15 protein-coding genes and 1 pseudogene are annotated in these 20,998 nt (G+C 60.1%); 3 read left to right on the forward strand and 13 right to left on the reverse strand.

Annotated features, from left to right (window positions below; translation table 11 throughout):
• Positions 1-314 precede the first annotated feature (314 nt).
• Positions 315-629, reverse strand: coding sequence for a DUF4148 domain-containing protein (locus tag OKW37_RS38215; RefSeq protein WP_429402191.1), 315 nt, complete (start codon positions 627-629; stop codon positions 315-317).
• 487 nt (positions 630-1,116) lie between these two features.
• Between OKW37_RS38215 and OKW37_RS38220 the strand changes: the two genes are divergently transcribed.
• Positions 1,117-1,494, forward strand: a complete 378-nt coding sequence (locus OKW37_RS38220; protein ID WP_429402189.1) for a hypothetical protein — start codon at positions 1,117-1,119, stop codon at positions 1,492-1,494.
• Between the two features lie 67 nt (positions 1,495-1,561).
• Here the strand turns inward: OKW37_RS38220 and OKW37_RS38225 are convergent, their stop codons facing one another.
• Together OKW37_RS38225 and OKW37_RS38230 are read right to left on the reverse strand one after the other, a co-directional pair.
• Positions 1,562-4,024 (reverse strand): DUF3772 domain-containing protein, encoded by a 2,463-nt coding sequence (locus OKW37_RS38225; RefSeq protein ID WP_429402187.1) that lies wholly within the window; start codon positions 4,022-4,024, stop codon positions 1,562-1,564.
• Between the two features lie 151 nt (positions 4,025-4,175).
• Positions 4,176-5,114, reverse strand: a pseudogene (locus OKW37_RS38230) (IS1595 family transposase); the annotation flags it as partial.
• 509 nt (positions 5,115-5,623) lie between these two features.
• Between OKW37_RS38230 and OKW37_RS38235 the strand changes: the two are divergent.
• Positions 5,624-6,373, forward strand: a complete 750-nt coding sequence (locus OKW37_RS38235) for a hypothetical protein (RefSeq protein ID WP_429402185.1) — start codon at positions 5,624-5,626, stop codon at positions 6,371-6,373.
• 276 nt (positions 6,374-6,649) lie between these two features.
• Here OKW37_RS38235 and OKW37_RS38240 read toward each other — a convergent pair whose 3' ends face one another.
• Complete coding sequence (locus OKW37_RS38240) at positions 6,650-9,001, reverse strand: DUF3141 domain-containing protein (RefSeq protein ID WP_429402525.1); 2,352 nt, start codon at positions 8,999-9,001, stop codon at positions 6,650-6,652.
• Between the two features lie 94 nt (positions 9,002-9,095).
• Here OKW37_RS38240 and OKW37_RS38245 point away from each other — a divergent pair, with 94 nt between their 5' ends.
• Positions 9,096-9,299 (forward strand): hypothetical protein, encoded by a 204-nt coding sequence (locus OKW37_RS38245; protein WP_184059109.1) that lies wholly within the window; start codon positions 9,096-9,098, stop codon positions 9,297-9,299.
• Here the strand turns inward: OKW37_RS38245 and OKW37_RS38250 are convergent.
• The 9 genes from OKW37_RS38250 to OKW37_RS38290 form a co-directional block, all read right to left on the reverse strand.
• Positions 9,296-10,213 carry a LysR family transcriptional regulator gene (locus OKW37_RS38250; protein ID WP_429510103.1) on the reverse strand — a complete coding sequence of 306 codons (918 nt, stop codon included), beginning with the start codon at positions 10,211-10,213 and terminating at the stop codon, positions 9,296-9,298. The genes OKW37_RS38245 and OKW37_RS38250 overlap by 4 nt on opposite strands.
• A 230-nt stretch (positions 10,214-10,443) precedes the next feature.
• Positions 10,444-10,893: a DUF3331 domain-containing protein gene (locus OKW37_RS38255; RefSeq protein ID WP_429510105.1), complete on the reverse strand. Its 450-nt coding sequence runs from the start codon at positions 10,891-10,893 to the stop codon at positions 10,444-10,446.
• A 165-nt stretch (positions 10,894-11,058) separates the two neighbouring features.
• Positions 11,059-11,946, reverse strand: a complete 888-nt coding sequence (locus tag OKW37_RS38260) for a MinD/ParA family protein (RefSeq protein WP_429510107.1) — start codon at positions 11,944-11,946, stop codon at positions 11,059-11,061.
• 531 nt (positions 11,947-12,477) lie between these two features.
• A complete protein-coding gene (locus OKW37_RS38265) occupies positions 12,478-13,071 on the reverse strand; it encodes a TetR/AcrR family transcriptional regulator (protein ID WP_429402182.1) in 594 nt (197 codons plus the stop codon).
• Positions 13,072-13,130: 59 nt separating this feature from the next.
• Complete coding sequence (gene istB / locus OKW37_RS38270; RefSeq protein WP_063500950.1) at positions 13,131-13,949, reverse strand: IS21-like element helper ATPase IstB; 819 nt, start codon at positions 13,947-13,949, stop codon at positions 13,131-13,133.
• Positions 13,946-15,445, reverse strand: a complete 1,500-nt coding sequence (istA, locus tag OKW37_RS38275) for an IS21 family transposase (protein ID WP_429401526.1) — start codon at positions 15,443-15,445, stop codon at positions 13,946-13,948. The genes istB and istA overlap by 4 nt, the downstream gene beginning before the upstream one ends.
• A 663-nt stretch (positions 15,446-16,108) precedes the next feature.
• Positions 16,109-16,972, reverse strand: a complete 864-nt coding sequence (locus OKW37_RS38280; RefSeq protein ID WP_429360330.1) for a 4Fe-4S dicluster domain-containing protein — start codon at positions 16,970-16,972, stop codon at positions 16,109-16,111.
• 10 nt (positions 16,973-16,982) lie between these two features.
• Positions 16,983-19,961: a molybdopterin-dependent oxidoreductase gene (locus OKW37_RS38285; RefSeq protein ID WP_429402180.1), complete on the reverse strand. Its 2,979-nt coding sequence runs from the start codon at positions 19,959-19,961 to the stop codon at positions 16,983-16,985.
• A gap of 145 nt (positions 19,962-20,106) precedes the next feature.
• Positions 20,107-20,829 carry an OmpW/AlkL family protein gene (locus tag OKW37_RS38290; RefSeq protein WP_429402178.1) on the reverse strand — a complete coding sequence of 241 codons (723 nt, stop codon included), beginning with the start codon at positions 20,827-20,829 and terminating at the stop codon, positions 20,107-20,109.
• Positions 20,830-20,998 lie beyond the last annotated feature (169 nt).

Raw genomic sequence — 20,998 nt, forward strand, 5'->3', positions numbered from 1 at the left:
CCTGGATCTCACAAACTTTCTCCTATTCGATGAAGCGGGCCTGCCGCGACCCGGCGCAAAACGGTAAGGCCATGGCGCAAAAAACCGAACGGGTTCAACCGGGCGAATTCCGCTGCGCGACAAAAAAGGGATCTCGTTGGTGCTGGTTGAAGTGAATCCCGCGTGGCCGAACCTGGTGATTCCGGGGCCGGCCGACCCCGAATGCAGATTCCCGAGATCTACGCCTTGCGCTGAACCTCGCGTCCGGAGGGGGTACGCCGACGTCGCCATGGAAAGCCAGACAAGGCTGCGGCTTGCCCCGCCGTGATGTCCAATCAACTTTCGTTGTAGATAGAACGATACGAGGCCAACTCAGCCATTGCCGGTACCCCCGAAACTGCGGAGCCCAATTTCACGCCACCGTGCCCACTGAACGCCTGCTGTTGAGCCGCCACGCTCGCCAGAGCCGCGTGGATGTTCGCCGGATAGTGTGCGTCACCGTTGGGATGGTCAGAGCCCGCTAGCTGCAGTCGGATGACTTCTTCGTGCACTAGCTCACGCGTCAGAGGACCGTTGCCCTGAGCAGAGGTGCCCGTGGGGAGAGCGATGACTGACACGACAGTGAGAACGGGCATGAACGCTTTAGCCATGATGAAGCTTCCAGTCTCGGGCGCCAGGAACAACAGGCGCCGGGTTAGCGAAACAACGACCAGGCAAGGTCCTTGAAGCCCGTGTGCCCGTTCCGTTGAGGTCCGTCATCTTCTTATCGTTTAATTAGAAATAGCTCTCTTCAATACATTGTTTCCGTGCTTGCAACGTCGAGAGGCATCTATCCGCGCGCAGCGGTCGCGAAACGACAGGGCAGGTCAACGATTCGCGAGCCACCCAACCTCCATGTTCATGAAATGGCAACTCACAATTGCGCGCGTCGAATAACGACGCGCTGTCGTTATACTGCAACCCACATCTGACACAGCATGTGCTCGGTTTTGCGGTGGATACCGGCTCCGTTATTTACACTGATGCACTGATTGGTATAGGTCCGGCAGCAATCGACACTCACGCTCCCGGTCGCGCCACCGATGCCGTCGGCGCAAAAGCAGCCGCTATTCTTCCTTTAACCCATAGGAGTCTTTAATGCAAAAGTGGTTTGCCGCGCTGCTGATTTCATTCGCAGCGAGTTCGCATGCAGCCGGCGATTCCTCGATGAACGCAACGGTTGAAAACGTCGCAGGTACGAATCAGGTCGGCGGCTTCGTCGCGCTACGGTCAGCGGACAGCAAGTGCCGTTATTACGGTGTACTGCAGCAGACTGCTCGTGCGCCGCGTGGCATGGCAGAGCGCATCGCTGCACTGACCCAGGACGGAAAAGTCTATGACTGGATGACAGTTATCAGTTACTCGGAATGCCTGCAAGCGAACGGAACCTATACCAAGGAACGCGTTTCGCTGGATTCGCCCGGCGGAAAGCGGTTCCGCGTGGGCGATAGCGTAGAGCTGCGATCACCGGTGTAACGAGGGCCAGCAAGCCACCGATAACGGCTTTTACCAGTCCCACGACCGCGAGAAATCACTTCGACGACTATCTATTCTCGCTGATTGCAGACAGGACACGGAGCTCTACCGGACCGGAATTGCGATCGGTGGGTTCCTGGTTCGAGATGATATCGCTCGTACTTCGGACCACGACGGTTCGAGAGATCGACAGCGGTATTTCCGCAGCACGTAGTCGCTTCAGGATTTCAAATAGCAGATCGCTTCTGGTATCCCCGGCGATTCTCGGGCTACCGACATAGCCGGTAACAGTCAATGTCATACCGTCAGGCGTCAACTGGCTAAAGATCACCGATGGCGCGGGACGATCGAGAACCGATGGGTGATCCACGTAAGCTTGCAGAAGAACATCGCGCACCTGCTCCGGATCGACGTCCAGCGCAAAAGTAAGGGCCAGTGTGACAACCCCCTGCGTTTTGTTTCCCATTGTCACGTTGCGCACATTCTGAGAAATCAGGTGCGAATTCGGAACGATCACCGTTGATCTGTCTGCGAGCTGTATTTCGGTCGCACGTACACTGATGCGCCGGATATCGCCTTCAATGCCGGTGATACTGATCATGTCGCCTACTTTGACCGGCCGTTCAGCAAGCAATATCAGCCCGGAAATGAAGTTTTTAACGATTTCCTGCAGACCAAAGCCGATGCCTACCGACAATGCGCTGACGATCCACGCCAGGTTATGCCATTTCACGCCGAGTACGGACAAGGTTTGCAGCGCGACGAGGACATAGCAGACGTTGGCGAAGACCGTCACCAGCGACGCGCGCATACCCGAACTCATTTGCGTCTTGGGCAGAAACTCGGCGTCCAGCCATTTGCGCATGAGCCCAACCAGATACAGGCACACTGCACAGGTAAAGATAGCGCTGAAGATATGGGCGGGAACGATATTGAGCGCATGTAATCGCTCGCCACCGAATACGTCGAGAATGCTATCGACCAGATCTCGGGGCGTTGTCCCGAGGCCGCCCGTTAGCAGTGCGATGACTGCGGCGAGCATCAATGCGCTGCGAAGAATGGCGGAGAGTACCGTTGCCACCTGTTCGAGATGAACATCTTGCAGCCCGAATAGATGCCTGATTGTTTTGCCGCTGGCGTGGCATGGCGAAAATACGGCTTCGCAAACATCATGAGCGAGCTTCGTCAGCAGATAAACGCTGCTCAGTACGAGATCGAACCAGACCAGTTCGTAAGTCAGGAACCGCGCGAACGAAACATAACCACAGAGCAATGCAATCAGAGAAGCTCCGACGGCAAGACTGACGGCGGCATGAATAATGCCAGCGAGGGTAGAACGCGCCTCAGGCGATTCTCCGGCAGCGGCGAGCGCAGTGAGTACCCGGTTTGCGCGTAAAAGCGACATCCCGATGGTCAGAGCGACCACCAACGCCACCACGCCGCGAGTAAAGAGCGTAAGTTGCACGCTGGTATCGACGGCCCGGTTGATCTGCTCGATGGCTCCTGAAAACAGCAGCAGTGCGGCCAGTGTCCGTGGGAAAGGGCGTAGCGCGCGAGCGACGGGATCCGCGATGGCCGGCAACCGCCATGACGGATGTCGTGTGCAAAGCAATGCCCGGCCGAGAGCAGCGACCAGCGCGCAGGTCACAACATGTTTGATGATTTCGCTGGCGAAGCCTTGCAGCGCAGGAGGCAGCGCCTGCTGACGGGTCAACGCGAAGTAGAGCAGATCAACGGCACATATGGTGGTCACCAAAGACGCGAACACGGTCGAGATCGCCATCGCGCTGCGCCGTATCCGGCCTTCCGGAAGGCGGCGTAGGCAGAACCGTTCTGATGCTCTGTCAAGAAGCCGCGTTCCAATCGTTGCAACGGCCAGGGCGAGCAGCACAAGCAGGGCGGTTGCAACCCGCTGCCCCGGTTGCCATGTGGTTTGAATCTGCCTGTCGATCTGCGCCTTGAAGTCTCGCAGACGTTGATAGTCAGCCGTGTCCGGGTGGAGCGCCGACGCCCAGAACGCGGCGCTGACTATGCTGTCGGCCCGAAGGGCCAGTTGATCTTTCAGATGGTTTTGCAGCAGTCGCGTGATCTGGGCGCTCAGGTTGGCAAGGTTCTCCTTGACCGTTGCCGCCTGCTTGAGTTCGGCATCGAGTTGCAATTGCTGAGCAGCGAGAACGCTGCGCTGTTCGGCGACCGCGGGAGTTTCCGCGGCGGATTCGGAAGCGGGTGCTGTTCCGAGTACGTCGAGCTGGGCATGCGTTTTCGCGCGATCGGGCTCCAGCGACGTGGTTATCAGCCTGTCGACGTCTTCGGCAACGCGCCGGCTCAATGCGTCCAGCCCGGACAGCTGCGCGTCGCTTGTTGCCGTCGAAGCACGCTGCCGGATCTGGTCCTGTTTTTCCTGAAGCGCACCGAGCCTTTGTAATGCCTCGGAGCCCGCGCCCATGGATGGCGAAAAATCAGCAGGAGCATCTATGCTAAGGGGCGGCAGCGTCGCTGCGTTGGAGGCAACCGGAATCAGGCCGAACATCGTCAGCGCGATAAGGTGAAAATGGGGTGTCCATTTAACCGGAGTTAGCGTTTTGCCTCCACGGGCGGCTCGGCGAAGGTCGCTCCAAGCTGGGCGGATGTCCGCGTTGCCCCGGCGGCTTTGGAGGAACAGCCTTTGGGCGCTGGGTCATAACAAGGTCTTGGTAACGAACCGGTCCATGGGCGACAGCAAGCTCCATGACCCGATAGAACAGCATCCCTCGGCTACGTGAGCGGCGGCGGTTGAAACGGAACACGAACTCGTCCAGGTAACTGGGCAAGTGTGCAGAATCCACCGCTCCCTGGTGGGTGCCCAGGAGCCAACGTTTTGCAAGGGACGCTATTCGATGCACACCTGGCAGAAGTTCTTCGGGGTCCTCGCCCCGCGCCGACGCGGCCCGCTGGCTACGGCGGTCATGGATGTAACCATTCTTCTCCAGCCACCGGTAACCCTGCCAGGCATCGGTGATGACCGTCGCCCCGGGCTCGACGTTATCCAACACGAAGGAGCGAAGCGATTCCGAGGAGGCATCCGCCACGGGCGCCATTCGACAGCGCCCGAATCCCTTCGGCTCCACGATCTCGATCGCGATACACGTCAGGATCTTCTTCCCTTTGGCACGGCCTCCCGAAAGTCCGGATTCTTTGCCTCCGATGTAGGTTTCGTCCACCTCCACCTTCCCGCAAAGGCGCTCCCGATCGGGGCGAATCAGAACAGACCGCAGGCGATGAAGAATAGCCCACACCGTCTGGTAGGAGCCGATCTCCAAGGTCCGCTTCAAACTCAGCGCGGAGATCCCATCTTTAGCGGTAGCAAAATGCCAACAGACCGAAAACCAAACCGTGAGCGGAGTACGTGTCCGGTCAAAGATGGTGCCAGCCATCACCGATGTGCGGCTACCGCATCCAGTACACATGAACCGGTTGTCCCCAAGCCGCCATCCTCCGTGATGCCCACAGGACGGGCAGACGAAGCCGCAAGGCCATCGCAGCCATTCGAGGTAGTCCAGGCAGTCTGCATCAGTCGGGAACCAGGCCTGAAACTCCCCAAGGGACTTAGGGTAGTGGATGCTGGCGTGGGCGCGTTCCATTGCCCCAGTCTACGCTTAACTCCGGTCAAATGGACACCCCATAGGTGAAAAATGACTGCAACTATTTGTCGCGCGGTGCAAGCGCGGCGAAGAGTATGCATTTGAGAGATCTGGCTCATGCACGCGATACCTATGTAAGCGGTGTTGCATTCGGTCGCGGCCGGGCGTGAAATGAGGGAGCCGCACTGCGGTAGGAGAGCAAGCCTAATGAATCATACGTGATTATAATATCATATATGATCGATACTGCAAATATGAAAGGTGGGTGCACGGTCAGCGCCTGGCCCGCTGATGTGCGATGGGGGCCGCTTGAGCACCGGCGTGCGCTATCCAGTTTGGGCGAGAAACGTTCGGTATAGCGGGACGTTGAAAGATGGAAGCTGATCTTGGATGCTTTTTACAAGGCTTCCCGCGATATCGGGCTCCCGACTAATTGGCATCTATCAAACCATCGTTTCCTGGACTCACCGGTAGGCGCGCAGGCAACGCGGTAATGGAGGAGCATCGACATGGAACAGAGCAACGCATTGCCGGATTCGATCCGAGCAGCGATTGAGGCGCACGGCGGTGCAGCGCGATGGGCCGAACTGGCGGAGATCGAGGCGACGGTTTCCGCCTGCGGCCTTCTGTTCACCGCAAAGCGACGGCCAATACTGCGACAGGTGCAGGTTCGCGCGTCGACACACGAGCCTCGTTTCGCTTTCAACGATTTTCCGCAGGTTGGCGAAACGAGTGAACTTCAAGGAGAAGCACTTGTTCGCGTCGTCGGGCGAGACGGGGCTATCCTGGCTCGCCGCGACGGACCGCGAACCGCATTTCGTGGCTGGCGACGGCAAATCTACTGTGACGACCTCGACTTTGTCTATTTCGGCGCCTACGCGTTCTGGAACTATCTGACAGCACCTTTCTTATTCTTGCGCGGCGGCTTTACGTTCAAAGAACTTCCGCCACTGGCGACTTCGGCCGGGATATGGCCAAGAATCCGGGCTACCTTTCCCAGCGACATTCCAACGCACAGCCGGGTCCAGGATTTCCATTTCGATAGGCAACATCGCCTTTGCAGGATCGATTACACCGCCATGGTTATCGGACGCTGGGCGCGGGCCGCTCACATCTGCGAGGACTTTCGCGAATTCGATGGATTCCTGGTACCGACTCGCAGGACGGTAAAGCCGCTGCCGGTTGGCAATGCTCCATTGCCAGCTCCGACTCTCGTCGCGATCGAGGTCCACGATTTTCGACCAAGGCCTTCCGATTGACGCCAGTTCAATCGGCCGCTGCGACTGACGAAGCAAGGCGGCCGCGGTCAGTTGTTCGAGGTTGTGAAGGCACTTGCATGCTGACTTCGACTCGACATCGAGGTTGCCCTCGCCAGGCGCCCGGCGCGTCCGCCGTCGTGACGGGAATGACGGTTTTCGGAAACTCGCGATGGTAGCTTTGGGGCGGCGCCGCCTGAACGCGAAAGGGATCTGCCTCGTGGTACTTGACGTGTCTGGATTCCATGGCGGGTTCCCTCACTGACGGGGTGGCGGCACTCACGATGCCGTGGCCCGAACGCGCGGTGCGTGGGCCTTTTGGGGCTGCGACTCGAGCGCGGTTGTCGCGCCGAGCACTGACCGGATGGCGCGCAGCGCCTCTTCCTGCGCGGGTGTCGGCGGGATGCGCAGCACCCGCCGGTCGGCCAGCAGCTTGTCGAGCAAGGTCAGGAGCCGGTTTCGGTCTTCCGGGCTGGCGAGCAGATCGGGCAACGTCTGGATAGACTGTTGCGGCTCAAAAGTCGCGATGAGTTCCTGCTCCCCGCGAATGCGCCGCCAGTCGGCAGGAGGCAAATGCGGCAGGTCGTCGGCATATTCATCGACCAGTTGCTTGACTGTCTCGATGCGCGATAGCGGCAGCGGCTCGCCCTTTGGCGCGAGCAGGAACGCGGTGCGCGCGACCGCCTCGTTGTAGCCGCCCTGCCTCAGCGAGGCGAGCGCCGCCTGGACGAACGGCAGGCTGCGAGGATCGGCGGCGGCGGACGTGCCGGCCCCATGCTCGCCGAGGCGGTCCGGGTCGTACATTGCGAAAAGATTCGCGTAGATGGAGAAGAACAGTGCTTCGATGCTGGCGTCTCTTACCGCCCGGAACTGGTCGAGCGAGGCGCTGATCAGTTCTGAGCCGCGCTGCTCCACCTTGCGCCACGGTTCGAGGTCGCTCGAGGGCTGCCGGCTGGCTCTGACAGCATCGGCCATCGGACGCAGCGCGGCCACCCACGGATTCAGGTCCGAGAATGCCCAGCGCTGCAGACGCAACGGATGAAAATCGCGCAGCAACCGCGCGGTCATCTCGTTCGACGCATGCTGCACGAAGGGTTGAACGAACAGCTCGTAGGCTCGCTGGTTGAACTCCGACACCACCGCCACGGCCTTGAACGGCTTTTCGTCCTCGCGCCGCAACTCGTTGAAATGCTCGACGGCTTCTTCCAGCCGGTGTTCGGTGAGCGAGACCTCGTATTCCGTTTTGCCGTCTGCGCCCTTTCCCTCCTTGATCGACATGCCGTAGAGGCCCGGCGCGAGCGTCTCGATTGTCTCCAGCACGTTGAAGATTTGCGTGTATTCCTTCTTCGCCACCTTGCCGGAAACAAAGATGCCGAGATGGCCGACGTCCTCGTGCATCAGGGCGACGATGACCTGGCCGCGCGCCTTGATCTCCTCGGTGCTGCTGTATATGTCAGCGACCCAGTTGAACGCCTGTTGCGGCGGCGTGATGTTGTCGCCCATCGATGCGAAAAGGATGATGGGCGAGCGGATGGCACGCAGATCGAAGGATTTGCCCGACGGGCCCGACACTTCGCCGGACCACAGTTTGTTGCCGATGAAGAGGTTACGGGTGATCCACTCGATCTCCTCCCGGTTCATCAGGTAGTAGCTGCCCCACCACCGCTCGAACTCGATAAAGCGCGCCGGTTCCGTATCGATGTTGGCGAACACGTTGTAGTACTTGTCCCAGAACGTGTTGGCGGGGTTCAAATACTCGAAGTTGTTCACGAGATGCGCGCCGTCGAACTTGCCGTTGCCAAGATCCGCCGCCAGGGACGAGAGCCACGTGCCGCCCAGAATGCCTCCGGCATAACGCATTGGATTGGGCACCTCGCTCTCGCTCCACGCCCCGCTCCAGTAAGACATGGGCGCGCCGTTGACCAGGATGGGACCGGTGTCTTCCGGCGACGAACTGGCAAGCATCATCGCGGCCCAGCCGCCCTGGCAATTTCCGACGATCGCGGGCTTTGGGCTGTCTGAATGCAGTTCGCGCACCTTCCGTACGAACTGCTGCTCGGCCGCGCACACGTCGAGCAGGGTCTGGCCGGGCTGTGGCTCCTGGGAGAACACGACGAAGTAGACGGGATGACCGGCGCGCAGGGCAACGCCGACCTGCGAATCGTCCTTGAAGCCCCCGATGCCGGGACCGTGCCCGGCGCGCGGATCGATGATCAGATACGGGCGCTTCTTCACGTCGACCACGACACCCTCCGGCGGCCGTATCGACAGCAGAGCGTAGTTGACGGGCCGCTCAAAGTGCCTCGCGTCGAGCACCATGTCATAGTCGAAATGCAACGCCGGCTTGATCCCGGCCTTGTTGCGCTCGATGAACTCGTTGCCGCGTTGACGCAAGGCATCCCAGAACAGGACGGAGCGCTGCGCGAAATCGGCCGTATAGTGCCAGGCACCCCATGGTGTGAACTGCGCCAGGTTGGGAATGGTGAGCTCGGACGTGCCGTCGCCCCCCTTGATTGCGTCGCTCGTCCTCTGCCCGAACCGTTGCCGGGCCTCTTCCAGGCGATTGTGCAACAGGCGCAGGATTTTCAATGCGATCTCGTGATTGCGTGTCAGCTGGGTAACCTGGTCCATCTCATGAATCTCCTTAAGCGAAGCGACTAACCCGGCACAACTGCTCATTCCGTTGCCTGGTTGCAGAGAAGCTTGCATCGTCGAGGAATTGGGCGTGCGCGAAGCGCTGGATGCGCGCCGCATCCGCCCGGTGCGCATCGCGCTGCAGAACCGGCGCGATGACCTGCTCGCGTTCGCCGGCGTGCTCGATGAGAAGCTCGCCGCGATCGCGCAGCGCGCCAACGTCTCGGATGAGCTCGTGCGCGCCGCGTGTGTGCTGCGTCGCAAGCCGCGGACTTCACCCGCGTGCGCCACCTAACCAGCAGTGGAAGGTCCCATGCCCTGCTCGAAGAACTCCGCGGTATGGTCGATAAACGCCCTGACTTTCGCGGGCAACAGTGCGCGTCCGATGTATGCCAGGCGGACCTCGGCCAAAGTATCGGCGATCTCGAAGTCTTCCAGCAGACGAACGAGCCGTCCGGCCTTTATGTCCTGCTCAACAAGGGCGATTGGAAGCAGACCAATACCGAATCCTTCGAGTACGATGTCGCGATTGAATATGGGATTGTTCGACGCAATTTCGTAGCTGATCGGGACCGCGATGTTTTCCTGATCCATTCGAAAGGTGACGCAGGGTTTGTGCATCGAAGGAGGGACCGTGACGAACACATGGTCGGCCAGCTCAGCCGGATGCCGGGGCCGAGGACGTCTGCCCAGATAAGCTTCCGTTGTGACAACGACCAGCGGCAACCGCTGGAGCAGCCGCGTCACAGCCAGATCCGTCGCCAGCATGAAAGGCAGGACGATACCCAGATCGTAACCGTCGGCCGTCAGATCCACGGGTCGCTCGGTCAATGTGATATCCAGGGTGACGTTCGGATGCTTGCGTTTAAAGGACGCAATCAGCGGTGCGAGCCACGTCAATGCGGTGGTCGTATGTGCGACCAGTCGCAGCATGCCCGCCGGCAGTCGACCGTGGCCCGCCGCACTGGCTTCCAGGCAATCGAGGTCATCCAGGATGCGACAACATCCCTCGTAAAAGCGCTCCGCGGCTTCCGTCAGCGAAAACTGTCGGGTCGAGCGATGGAAGAGTCGCGTGCCCAGGCGCTCTTCCAGCGACGCGATCGCCCGCGAAACGACCGATGGCGAGAGATCCATCATTTCCCCGGCACGTCTGAAGTGTTTGACTTCGACGATACTCCGGAACAGGCGCAAGCTTTCAATGTATTCCATGGTTCACGTCCCATCTGCTATCTGACGACTTGTGTAGATATCCTTTGGATATCAGTCCTGTTCGTGGACCTGTACCGCACCGCACGCTGTGGAACATAGTCCAATGCCGTGCAACCGCGACCAGGGGTACTGTCCGGTCACGCCTCGCGCGCGTGGATGCGCCTGGTGTCACTGCCGCACATGAAAGCGCTGAGCATTCTGCGGTAAAGACACCAGAGAACCGAATCGCATCAGATCGGCTGTTCTATCAGGCTAACGCTTCTCGCACAGATCATTGCGTGAGCATTAGCCGGTGTGGGCCCAGTGAGGCGCGGCCTGTAGATGGCATCTCCGACTTCGATTAGCCGACCGGTCAGCGCACAGATGCCTGGCACCCGCGCGACGACTTCGCACCATGTCTGGTATCCATAGTGTCCGGAGCGCGCATCGCACCAAGAAACGATCAGTGTTTGCGCGCTCGGTTGGTCGAGTACCCGTATGATTGGCTTATCGGTCGAAGCGATCGACTGTCGAACAGAGGAACCGTTCAAGGCAGATCCGTGCGCAGTGGCTCGTTCGTTAAGTCTCCAATCGCCAAGCCTTCTGACGGTCATACTCCACGGATCAACAGCACGATTCATAACCTGGCTCCCTCTGTGCAAGCTCGAACGCTTGCGCTTCGCGTGAGCGCTGCCCACCATAGCTGCTCTCTTCCGTCGAAAATTACCGGTCCGATTGCGTCGGCAAAGAGCTTTTTGATGTCTTTGCCCCTGCGAACATAGTCACGCTTTCATGAACGGCGCCTACCCGAAAAACACCGTGGCCCCGGCAAGTCCCCCGGGTCGGGGAGATCGTTCTTCGAGGCTTTACCGGTATGCTGCTGCCGGGCCCAAAGTCCTATGCGTGCGCTGCCCCCGTGCCGCCATGTGCGTTGTCGCAGGTAGCAGCCAGGACGCTGCGGGCCGCCTCGACCAGGACTGCATATCGGCAGCAACGCGTGCAAAATCGCTCGCCGCCGGGGACCCAGGAAACGCATCGACGACACAGCGCGAAAGCTCTGCCGCTTGCGCGATACACGGATCGATCGAGATGCAGCCTGCCTTGAGAACCGAGACAGCCAGATAATCGCGGGCAATGGCTCCGAGACTTTCCAGCAGCGCGTGAGTGTCCGCTTCACCATCGAACAGATTCACAATGATGCGGAATTCCTCGATGCCCTGTGCGAGACGCAGGCGCTTCATGCAAACGTAAGTGTCTGCTACTGCAGCGGCCGACATGTGCATGACGACGATGACGTGGTGGGCTTGCAACGCAAGTGGTGAAAACGCGCCGTTGCCAGCAAGCGCGGCATCAATCAGCACGATGTTCGGCGGGCTCGTGAGCACCGCGTCGTACTGCAGGCCAGCGAAGTTTTCGTGATCCGTATGGCCGGTGCCAGTCGAGTGGAACTGACGTCGACCACGGTCAACGGCCAGCACGCGCGGCAAGTTGCGATGTATCGCGGGAGCGAACACGCCTGCGGCGTGAATGTCTCGAAGCATTGTGCTCGCCGACCGCGCGCCAGGACATTCGTCCACCACCAGCACGTCCATACCCTGTCTGGTCAGCGCCATCGCGAGGTTGACAACGGCAGCCGTACGGCCGACTCCTTTCGAGCCGCCTGTGACAGCGACCACACGCGTAGCACTTTTGGCGAACATCTGGCGCAACCCGAGCGCCTGTCCGGAGACTTTATCCTTCACTGACTCACCCACGTATCGAGACCTCCGCGCCCATCACGAGTAGCGTTGACGACCCGCGCGCCGTCAGTCATAACGACTTTCGGATCGCACGTTTCATCGACGCGTGGATTGTATGCCTTCGCGTCACTACTGACAATACAATCATATATGGTTTGTATGTCATCTATGAGTGACAGATGCAAAAAGCGCGAACGGCGGGTTGGCCCGAACTCATCCGGTTCTTTCTTGCACGTCGGGAATTGAAATGCTGTGCGCTGCCTGAAAATGGAGGTAGCGGTACGTCTAGCCCGCTACAACAAGACTTGACGCCGTGCCTTTCGGGTCGTCTCGATCAACAGCCGAAGGCGCTTGGCGTGCGGCCAATGTGCTGTTGTGGCGAGCGGGGGTGGAGTGGCACCTGTCGATGCCTCCGACTGATGCCCGCGGTAACTTATCGAGCGGTTGCGTCGCCTTGGCGACAGCTCGGCGCCGCCATGCCGCGTTCACCCGGAAGGGGCTGCCGCGGGAATTGGGCTGTGCCAGTCCATTCAGTCATATGAGTCGCTATGGTGCGCCCATGGGTACGTCCGGGCGATGATTGTCGTAGACTGTTTCTTCCGGCTGTCGCGACAACACGCACGAAAAAAATCCGGCAAGCACTGTCTGAAGCACCTTGTCGCTCACCGTTTGCGGACTGCACATCCTGAAGAACTGCACGCCCTCGCACAGGCTCACCAAGCCAACCGCGAGAGCCTCGGCCTGCCGGGGAAACGGCCTGCAGTTGCGCTCCGAAAGCATGCGGATGTAGACGCTGATCTGTTCCAGCTTCTCCTGCCGGAAGGCGTCAATGCGCTCCCGAAACGGGGTGTCCCGGCACGCGAGCAACTGGGCCTCGACCCAAAGTGGAAAGCAATCGTGTTCAACAATAGATTGGCTGTAGTACGCGATGGCGCGGTCCTTCATTTCATCGGGCGTGCCGCCCTTCTCCACCATCGCCAGGAGATTCGTCCGCGCCCTATCGTCATCGCGGCGCAACAACCTGATCAGCAGATCCGGCTTGCCGCCGAAGTTTGAGTAGAACGCGCCGCGCGTATAGCCAGCCGCCTCAGCGATGTCCTCCACGCTTGTCGCTGCGAATCCCTTTTTGGATATCGTCAACTACGATGTCCGGTTGCGCGACAACTATGATGGCCGGTCGACGGGGGTAATTGTCGCTGTCAATTGGCTATAGTTGTCGCTCCGTTGTGGTCGTCCGTGGGTAATTGACGCCGCCGCTCTTTCTGTTTGTCGCTGGCGTTGCGGCGCCGATAGCTTTCGACATTCAGCTCGAAGATCGTCGAGTGATGAACAAGCCTGTCTATGGCGGCCACCGTCATGCCGGGGTCCGGGAAGACGTTATGCCAGCCCGAGAACGGCTGATTTGCCGTTATGAGAAGACTTTTGCGCTCATACCTTTCAGCTATCAACTCGAACAGCACGCTGGTTTCAGCCTGGTCCTTCCTGACGTAGGACAGATCGTCCAGGATGATCAGATCGAAGCGGTCGAGTTTGGCGAGTGCCGAGGGCAATTGCAGACTCTTTCGCGCAGCCTGAAGTTTCTGCACCAAGTCACTGGTACGCGTGCATAGAACGCGGTACCCTGCATCGATCAGCGCGTGTCCGATGGCGCTTCCAAGATGGCTCTTGCCCCCGCCAGGTGGCCCAAACAGGAGGATCGTGGCGCCCTTCTCGAGCCACGCATCGCCGGTGGCCAGCGCCATGACGTGTGCCTTCGATACCATGGGCACGACACTGAAGTCGAACGTGGCAAGAGTCTTGGTCGGGTCCAATTGTGATTCGACACGATGACGTTCCAGTCTGCGTTTCGCCCGTTCAGCCAGTTCATGCTCGAACAATACGCCCAACAGTTGCGAGGCTTGCCAGCCTTCTTTATCCGAGCGCTGGGCGAAGTCAGACCACAGCCGACCAATCGTTGGCAGACGCAGTTCATTGAGCATCAGTCCCATGCGGCCGATGTCGTAAGTTGGTGCGCTCATGCGAACACCTCTTCATCAAGCAACGCGTCGTAGATCGAGGCATCCGGCATCTCGACCGACACAACGGGACATTCGGCCTCACGCGGCGCGAATTCGTCGAAGAGCGCCTTCAGATCGGGCAGTTTCCCGAGCGCGAGCAAGGCGTCGAGCCGTTCTGCCAGTTGAGCCTCCACGCCGTGGTTCCCGGCCAGATCGAGCAGGCCCACCATGGTCTTGCAGGCGTTGCGCGGGCTCAGCGCTTGATCCAGGCGTTCCCATGTCCGGCGGTAAGCTTCGCGCGGAAACAGATCGTCACGAAACACGAGACCCCTGAAGGCCTGAGGTTTGCGTTTGAGCGACTCAATAAAATGCCGGTAGTCAATGGCGCGTCCGCGGCCTTTGCTCGTGCGTGTGACGCGCGCCGTGCTGTGTACCAGCGCGCCAGACAGATAGCAGTCAAGCCGATCGTTATAGAGCCGCACCTTCAGGCGATGTCCGATCAGGCGTGACGGCGCGCTGTAGAGGCTGTTGTCCACCGTAAAAGTGCCACAGCGCGTCACGCGCGCCTCGTCCTCGACGAAGTCGGTGGTACGGTGCTCAGGCAGATCCCGCAGGTACTCACGCTCGACCTGGAATGCGGCGGCATTGCGCCGGTTGCGGCGCATCACCACACTGCGCACAAATTCGTCATAGGCTGGCCGGTCGTCGAAATCCCGATGACCGCGCAGTAACAAGGCCTGATCGACCGCTTCCTTCAGCCATCGATGCGAGGATTCGACACTACCGTTCTCGTGGCCCAAGCCTCGATTGTTGCGCGTGCCTTCCATCCCATAGTGCTCAAGCAAGGCCTTATAGCGAACCGTGAAGTCTTCTTCTTCCTGAAGATTCTTAAAGGCGGCCGACAGGCTGTCAGAGCGGTGTTCGCTCGGGCAGCCCCCCGCCTGCCATAGAGCGTTTTGCAAACCTGCCGCAAGAGCCTGGAAGCTCTCTCCGCTATCAACGACGCTGGCGTACTCCCAGCGCGAGAACGCCAGCACAAAGTGATAGAGCATGTGTCCGAACGCGACGCCGGCGATCGTCACACCCAGTTTCTCCATATGCGTGAAGTCGGACAAGCCCCGTACGCCGGGCTGATACGTCTGGGGGAAGAACACTTCCTTGCTGGGCCCTTCCAGCGCACGCCACCGGCTGACATGCCGCTCCAACGTGCGCCGCATTCCGTCGGGGAAGCGACCAGAATGGTCTTCCTGCAGTTTGCGCAGCAAGGTGACCGCTTTGAGTTTCGGGAAACTGCGTAGTAATGGCACGACTTCGCTATCCCAAACATCAGCGAACGGATTGGCGCGCGTGCGCCATTGACGTTCTGGCTTCTGCGAGGGCAACTCAGTGGCGTTCGTCGCGCGACGTGCAGTGCGCACGCTCATACCCGCTTTCGCGGCGGCAACTTCCTGGGTGTGATCTTTGCGCTTGGTCATGTAGAGATGAACCTGTCGATCGGTAATGTGAGTACCAGGCATTGGTTGACTGTTCTTTTAGCTTCAGTCAGCCATCCTAAGCCCCCGCCGAATCGGCGCTGCCGGTGGCTCGTCGTCTGCGGCGGCTACGCCGCCTTCGACTCCTCACCACCGGCCATCATAGTTGTCGCAAAAGCGGACTTCCCAATTGTCGCGCACCACCCTTTTTAACGAACATCTTCCGCGCAGCCTCGAGCAGGCATTCGCGCGTCTGCTCTCTGCGCTGTGCCCGTGTCAGGCGTTCCCGCTTCATGGCATAAAGTACCGGTCAGGCCGACATCTGCGGTGCCGCCAGATCGGCATGCTTGTCAGATGACGGGTTTCGCAATGATCCGTCGACGCCCGATCAGGCCGTCTCGCGGTTTATGTGACATTAGACTCATATCTGATTTTATTGTCAATAAAGTCAACGGAATATGGCACACGTGAGAGGAAATCGGAACCGTCATACCGGCACTGGTATTCCGGACCAAGGCATCCAAAGCCCTTCGAAAAAGCGCAGAGGCGCGCTTCGCGAGGACGTCGTGAGCTTCCTTCGTCCGGTTGGAAGATCTTCGGGCGATAGCGTGCGGCCTTGAGTCGGCCGGCGACTGCATACGTCGCCCATCCTGAAGCGTGAGCGGTCCGCCCGTCTCATGCCAAGCAGCTTCGTTGCGGTGCCCATGATCACGCGACTTCCATACCGTTTGTCGACTGTGCGAGGCTGAGCTCCCCAAGGTAAACGCTTTCGCCCAATTCGCATTTGCGCCAGGCGCTGCCGAGGGCATGACGGATTTCGACTCTGTAAAGACCGCTTCCCTTGGTGAGACCACCGAAGCGGAAATCGCCGAAGCAGTCAGAGACAGTCTCCGCCACCTTCTGATTGCCGAGGTAAAGGGCTACGACCGCATCCGTGACGCACTCGACCACATCTCCCATCCGCGCGCTGACGCTTCCGCCGATGAAGCAGGTTTCCCAGCGCTCGAGGTCGCTGTACCACACGCGCGGCTTCGTGCCCAGGTTAGGCCGCAAGACCTTGAGCCCCTCGCGCTGGGCCTTCTCGGCCATCGCAGCGTCATCGAGCTTGACCGTCTCGAAGACGTCGGTGGGGCACGACTGCTGGCAACGCGGCTGCGGCCAGCCCTGGTCGAGTAGATGGGCATCGAAAATCCAGGTCTGCGGCAGTTGCAGCTCATCGTTCCAGACGATCGCCTTGTACGGGCAGGACTTCACGATGTCCTTGCGGCCTCGAGCCTTGTCCGGATCGATGATGACGACGCCGTCGGCGCGCTTGCGAATGGCGTCGCCGCCCACCCGCAAGCAAGGCGCTTCGTCGCAGTGGTTGCACATGACCGGCAGATACGTGGTTTCGACCATATGCGAGTCGCCCTGGACGCGGCGCAGGATCTGGATCGGGCTGTCGGCATTGGCGGCGGCGGGCGCGGCATAACCGGGGAAGTCGTTGCCGACATGCTCGTCCCGCGCGGCGATCACGCAGTTCTGGCAGTTCTCGCAACGCCCCACTTTGATAATCAGGTTCCACTTGCTCATTCGAAATTCCTCACGCGGCGCGACCGAGCATGAACGCTTCGGTGCCTTGCCACTTCTCGACCTGCACCAGGCAGGAATTTGGGCTCATGCTGCTCGTGCCGGCGGTTTGAGGCCGGTCAGGGGTGAGCATGTTCATGCAACCGCCAATCTCGACGCACTCGCCGTCTATTTCGACCAGCTGAAATTCGGCGCTCGCCTCATACGACTTGACCACTCCCGCGCTAACCAGCGGCGAGACGTCGGCTGCGCAAATCACCGCGCCGCGGTCGTTGTACACCTTGACGAGGTCGCGATGGGCAATGCCTCGAATAGCCGCGTCGGCCGGACCAAGCCTCAGCAGCCAGAAGCGGTGCCCGCCAATCAGCGCGCGATGGTCATCGATGCTGTTGACCGAGGAGTTCTTGCCATCACAATGGGTATGGAAGCTGTAACGGCTGTGAGTGGCGATCAACTGCAGCGGATAACGCTGGGCCAGGTCCGAACGCAGCCCCTCCCAGGACGGGATGTATCGGTTGAGCGGTGGTCGCTCGGGATTGTCCGCAGTGTGCCGCTTCAGCAACTCGGGCACGAACTCCAGCTTGCCGCTCGGCGTCTGCAGGCCCATGCCGAATTTTTCGGCGAACTGGGACGGCAGCGGATGGGGTTCCTGCAGGTCCTTGCGCCGTCCCTCCGCGAACCAGCGCATGTCCACCGGATGGCGCAACTCGGGCTTTTCGGGCGGCACGACGAAATAGGCCTTGCGGCAGAACTCGCGCCACGAAATGCGATCGGGCAGATCCGACGAGTCGAAGACCCGCTTGACCCAGTCCAGCTCGCTGCATCCCTCGGTGAACACCCCGCCAAGGCCCAGCCGGGTCAGGATGGCAGTGAAGATGTCGTAGTCGGAACGGGACTCGCCCAAAGGCTCGATGCACTTGTGCTGCAGCGTCATCACGCGATGATTGACCGTGCTAAACCCATGATGGGCGTAGCCGCCGGAATTCGCCCATTCGCCGATGTCCCAGCGCTCCAGCGCGGTGCACGCCGGCAGGATGATGTCGGCGAACTGGGCCTCGCCCTCCATCCAGATCGACTGGTTGACCACGAACTCGATGCTCGGGTGCCGGTAGGCTTCAGCCCAGCGTCCGGAATTCGTCACCGTGCTGAAGGCGGACCCGCCGTAGCGGTAGATCATGTGGATCGGCGAATATCCGGGCATGGGGTAGCTGAACGGCGCGAACTGGGCTTCCTGGGACATGCCGTCCCAAAGGTAGCCCGTCGCATGGCCGTTGATGATGGCGTCGGGCAGTTGCTGCCGCGGGACCATTTGCTTGACCGGATTCATGGACAGAATGTGCGGCATGCGCTGGTAATTGTTCACCGCATTGGCGGTCCACGCCAAGTCGCCGGATATACCGCCGTCCGCGTAGCCGGGGAAATAGAAATGGAGGTCGTGGGGCACCCCGGCTTCAAGGCAGCCGAAATTGACCCCCGGTTTGCCCCAGCCCTGCATCGCCATCATCATGATCATGCAGCGCGCCCATTGCGCTCCGGTCGCACCGCGGCCCGCGCCGCCGAATCCCGCGCCGGTCATCCCGACCGCGAGATGGACCTTCCTGTTCCCCCATCGGCGCGCAAGCGCACGGACGTCCTTGGCGGGCACGCCGGTTTCGCCCTCCTGCCACTCGGGCGTCTTGGGAACGCCGTCGGATTCGCCCAGAAGATAGGCCCTCCACTCGTCGAAACCGGTCGTGCGGGTGGCGATGTAATCCTCGTCGTACAGGCCCTCCACGGCCCACACGTACATGATGGCGGTGGCGAGAGCAGCATCGGTTTGCGGTCGGACCGGAATCCAGCGCCCGCCCAGCAACTGCGCGGTCGGGTTGCAGTGTGGGTCGATATGAACGAACTCAATGCCGAGTTCCTTGGCCCACAGGCGCCGCGGAGTCCCCTCGAATCCCGCATAGGCCCCGTTGGTACTTTCGGGGTCGCAGGACCAGAAGACGATCATGTCGGCTTCCTTCAGGCAATCCTCGACGCCACCATAGCCGGATGGCACGCCGACGCGCATCGAGTTGCCGAAATGATGCATGGCACCCCAGTACCAGCCTTCCCAGCTATCCGGATTGGCCGCAACCCGGGTAAAGCCGATCAGGTTGGCAAAGCGCGTCAGCGCGCTGAGGTAGTAACCCACGTTGCCCCACTGGTGATGGGACGACATCGGGAAGGTGATGGAACCGGGACCGTGAACGCGCTTCTGCCGGTTGATTTCCCTGGCGACAATGTCCAGGGCCTCGTCCCAACTGATACGCACATAGCCGGATTTGCCCCGGTTCTGGGGATTGCGTTCGCCGTCAGGGTCGAAGTCGACCCGCTTCATGGGGTGAAGGATGCGCTTGTCGGAATAGACCAGCGACTTGAGCGTCAACGCGTGGGGCGCGACCAGGCCACGCCGTGGCGGGCTGAAACGGCGGCCGCGCGCCTCGATCACATAACTTGGCGCATCCGTGCTGTCCAGCTCGATGGGCGTCACCCGAACGACGCGGCCATCCTTGACGTAGACGAACAGAGGCCCGCCGTTGGTGCAAGTGGTGAAGCGGCGGGTGCCGTCGCGCAAAGGCGTGCCCATCGGCAGGCCGACGGTCCGCATCATGCTCAGGGTCTGCATGAGCCAAACCAGCAGTTCGTCCTCGCCCTCGGTGACCACCTTGAAGTTCTTGGCAGCGTGGATGATTTCGCCTTGGTCCGGATTGGGAGAAAGGAACTTCAGGGCGGTGGCGACGTCCTTGAAGACCATGCTCACGTCGGGCCGCGGATGCCTGCCGGCGCTGGACCGAACACGTCCGTTCTTTAATCTGATGACGCGACCGATGCTTTGGTCCGCGAGTCCGATCCAGGCCACGAGATCGCGCTCCTTCAGGCGATCACGATAAGCGGGAAAGCGGCGTGCCGTCAGGCCAAGAACCTTGGGCAAAGCAAAAAGAATAGTCTTGAGGACCTGTCGTTTCATTATTCGATCCAAAGGGAAGCGGGGTGCGCTAGCGGTGGCATGACGTCGCGGACCGCAGCCAGGCCCGGGGCGCGAAAAATAACGTAGTCGATGTCTTCGATGGGCATTCAAATCTCTCGATCGGTGCATTAACGAGTCGTACGCGCTAGAACGTGTAGGCGACGTTCAGGAAGACGCTAAGCGGATCGAGCCGGAGCGTCGATTTGGAAACGATCTGCGTTCCAGTCGCGGTGTGTCCGTCTAACGTAAGGTTGGTCTTCACCGGCATATAGTTCACAGAGGTTCCGACAGACCAGTGTTTTGTAATGGCGTAACTTGCCCCGATCTCGAATACCGGACTCCACGATGAACTGAGTGTTGCGTGTGCCGAACCACCTGGACCAACGCTATCAGTGACAAACTGGCTATTGGTTGTCCGAACCTGGGTGAACCACGTATAGTTCACACCCAAACCGATGAATGGACGGAATTTCGAGCCGGCCGAAAACAGGTGGTATCGAAGTTCGATGGCGGGCGGCATTGGCCTCGTCGAGCCGAGGTTGCCATACTTCTCCAGCGTCCCATCGCCAACCAGATTTACTGTCAATGGCAGTCCCAGAAGCATCGCGACGCCAATGTTGTCCGTGACGTAGTACTCGGTGGTAATTCCCACCGTATTCGTTGACGTCGCATGCGCCCCACTACCGGCTAGCTGGCGATTCACCGTTTCGCCGCCAATACTCTCCACGGTGAGTGGCGTTGCGTCGCCCTGTGGCGCGATGTGAAGCCATCCTGTGGACAGCGTAATGCTTCCCGCCGACTGGGCGTTTGCATTGTCGGTCAGCGCAGCCGAGCAGAGGCAAGCCGCCATACCGGCAGAGCTGATCATTCGTCGGTAATTCCTCACGTGTCTTCTCCTGTCTCGTTGCCCGGGCATTTTTGTGAACCCGTGGTGCTTCCTGTGGAACCGATGCGGCGCTCCGTCTGGGGTCGTTGCGTCGTTCCTCATAGGCTTCGACCGCTTATCGGGTCCGCCGGTTATGTCTGATTAGGTAGTT

Source organism: Paraburkholderia sp. MM5482-R2, from assembly GCF_050436125.1.
GTDB lineage: Bacteria > Pseudomonadota > Gammaproteobacteria > Burkholderiales > Burkholderiaceae > Paraburkholderia > Paraburkholderia tuberum.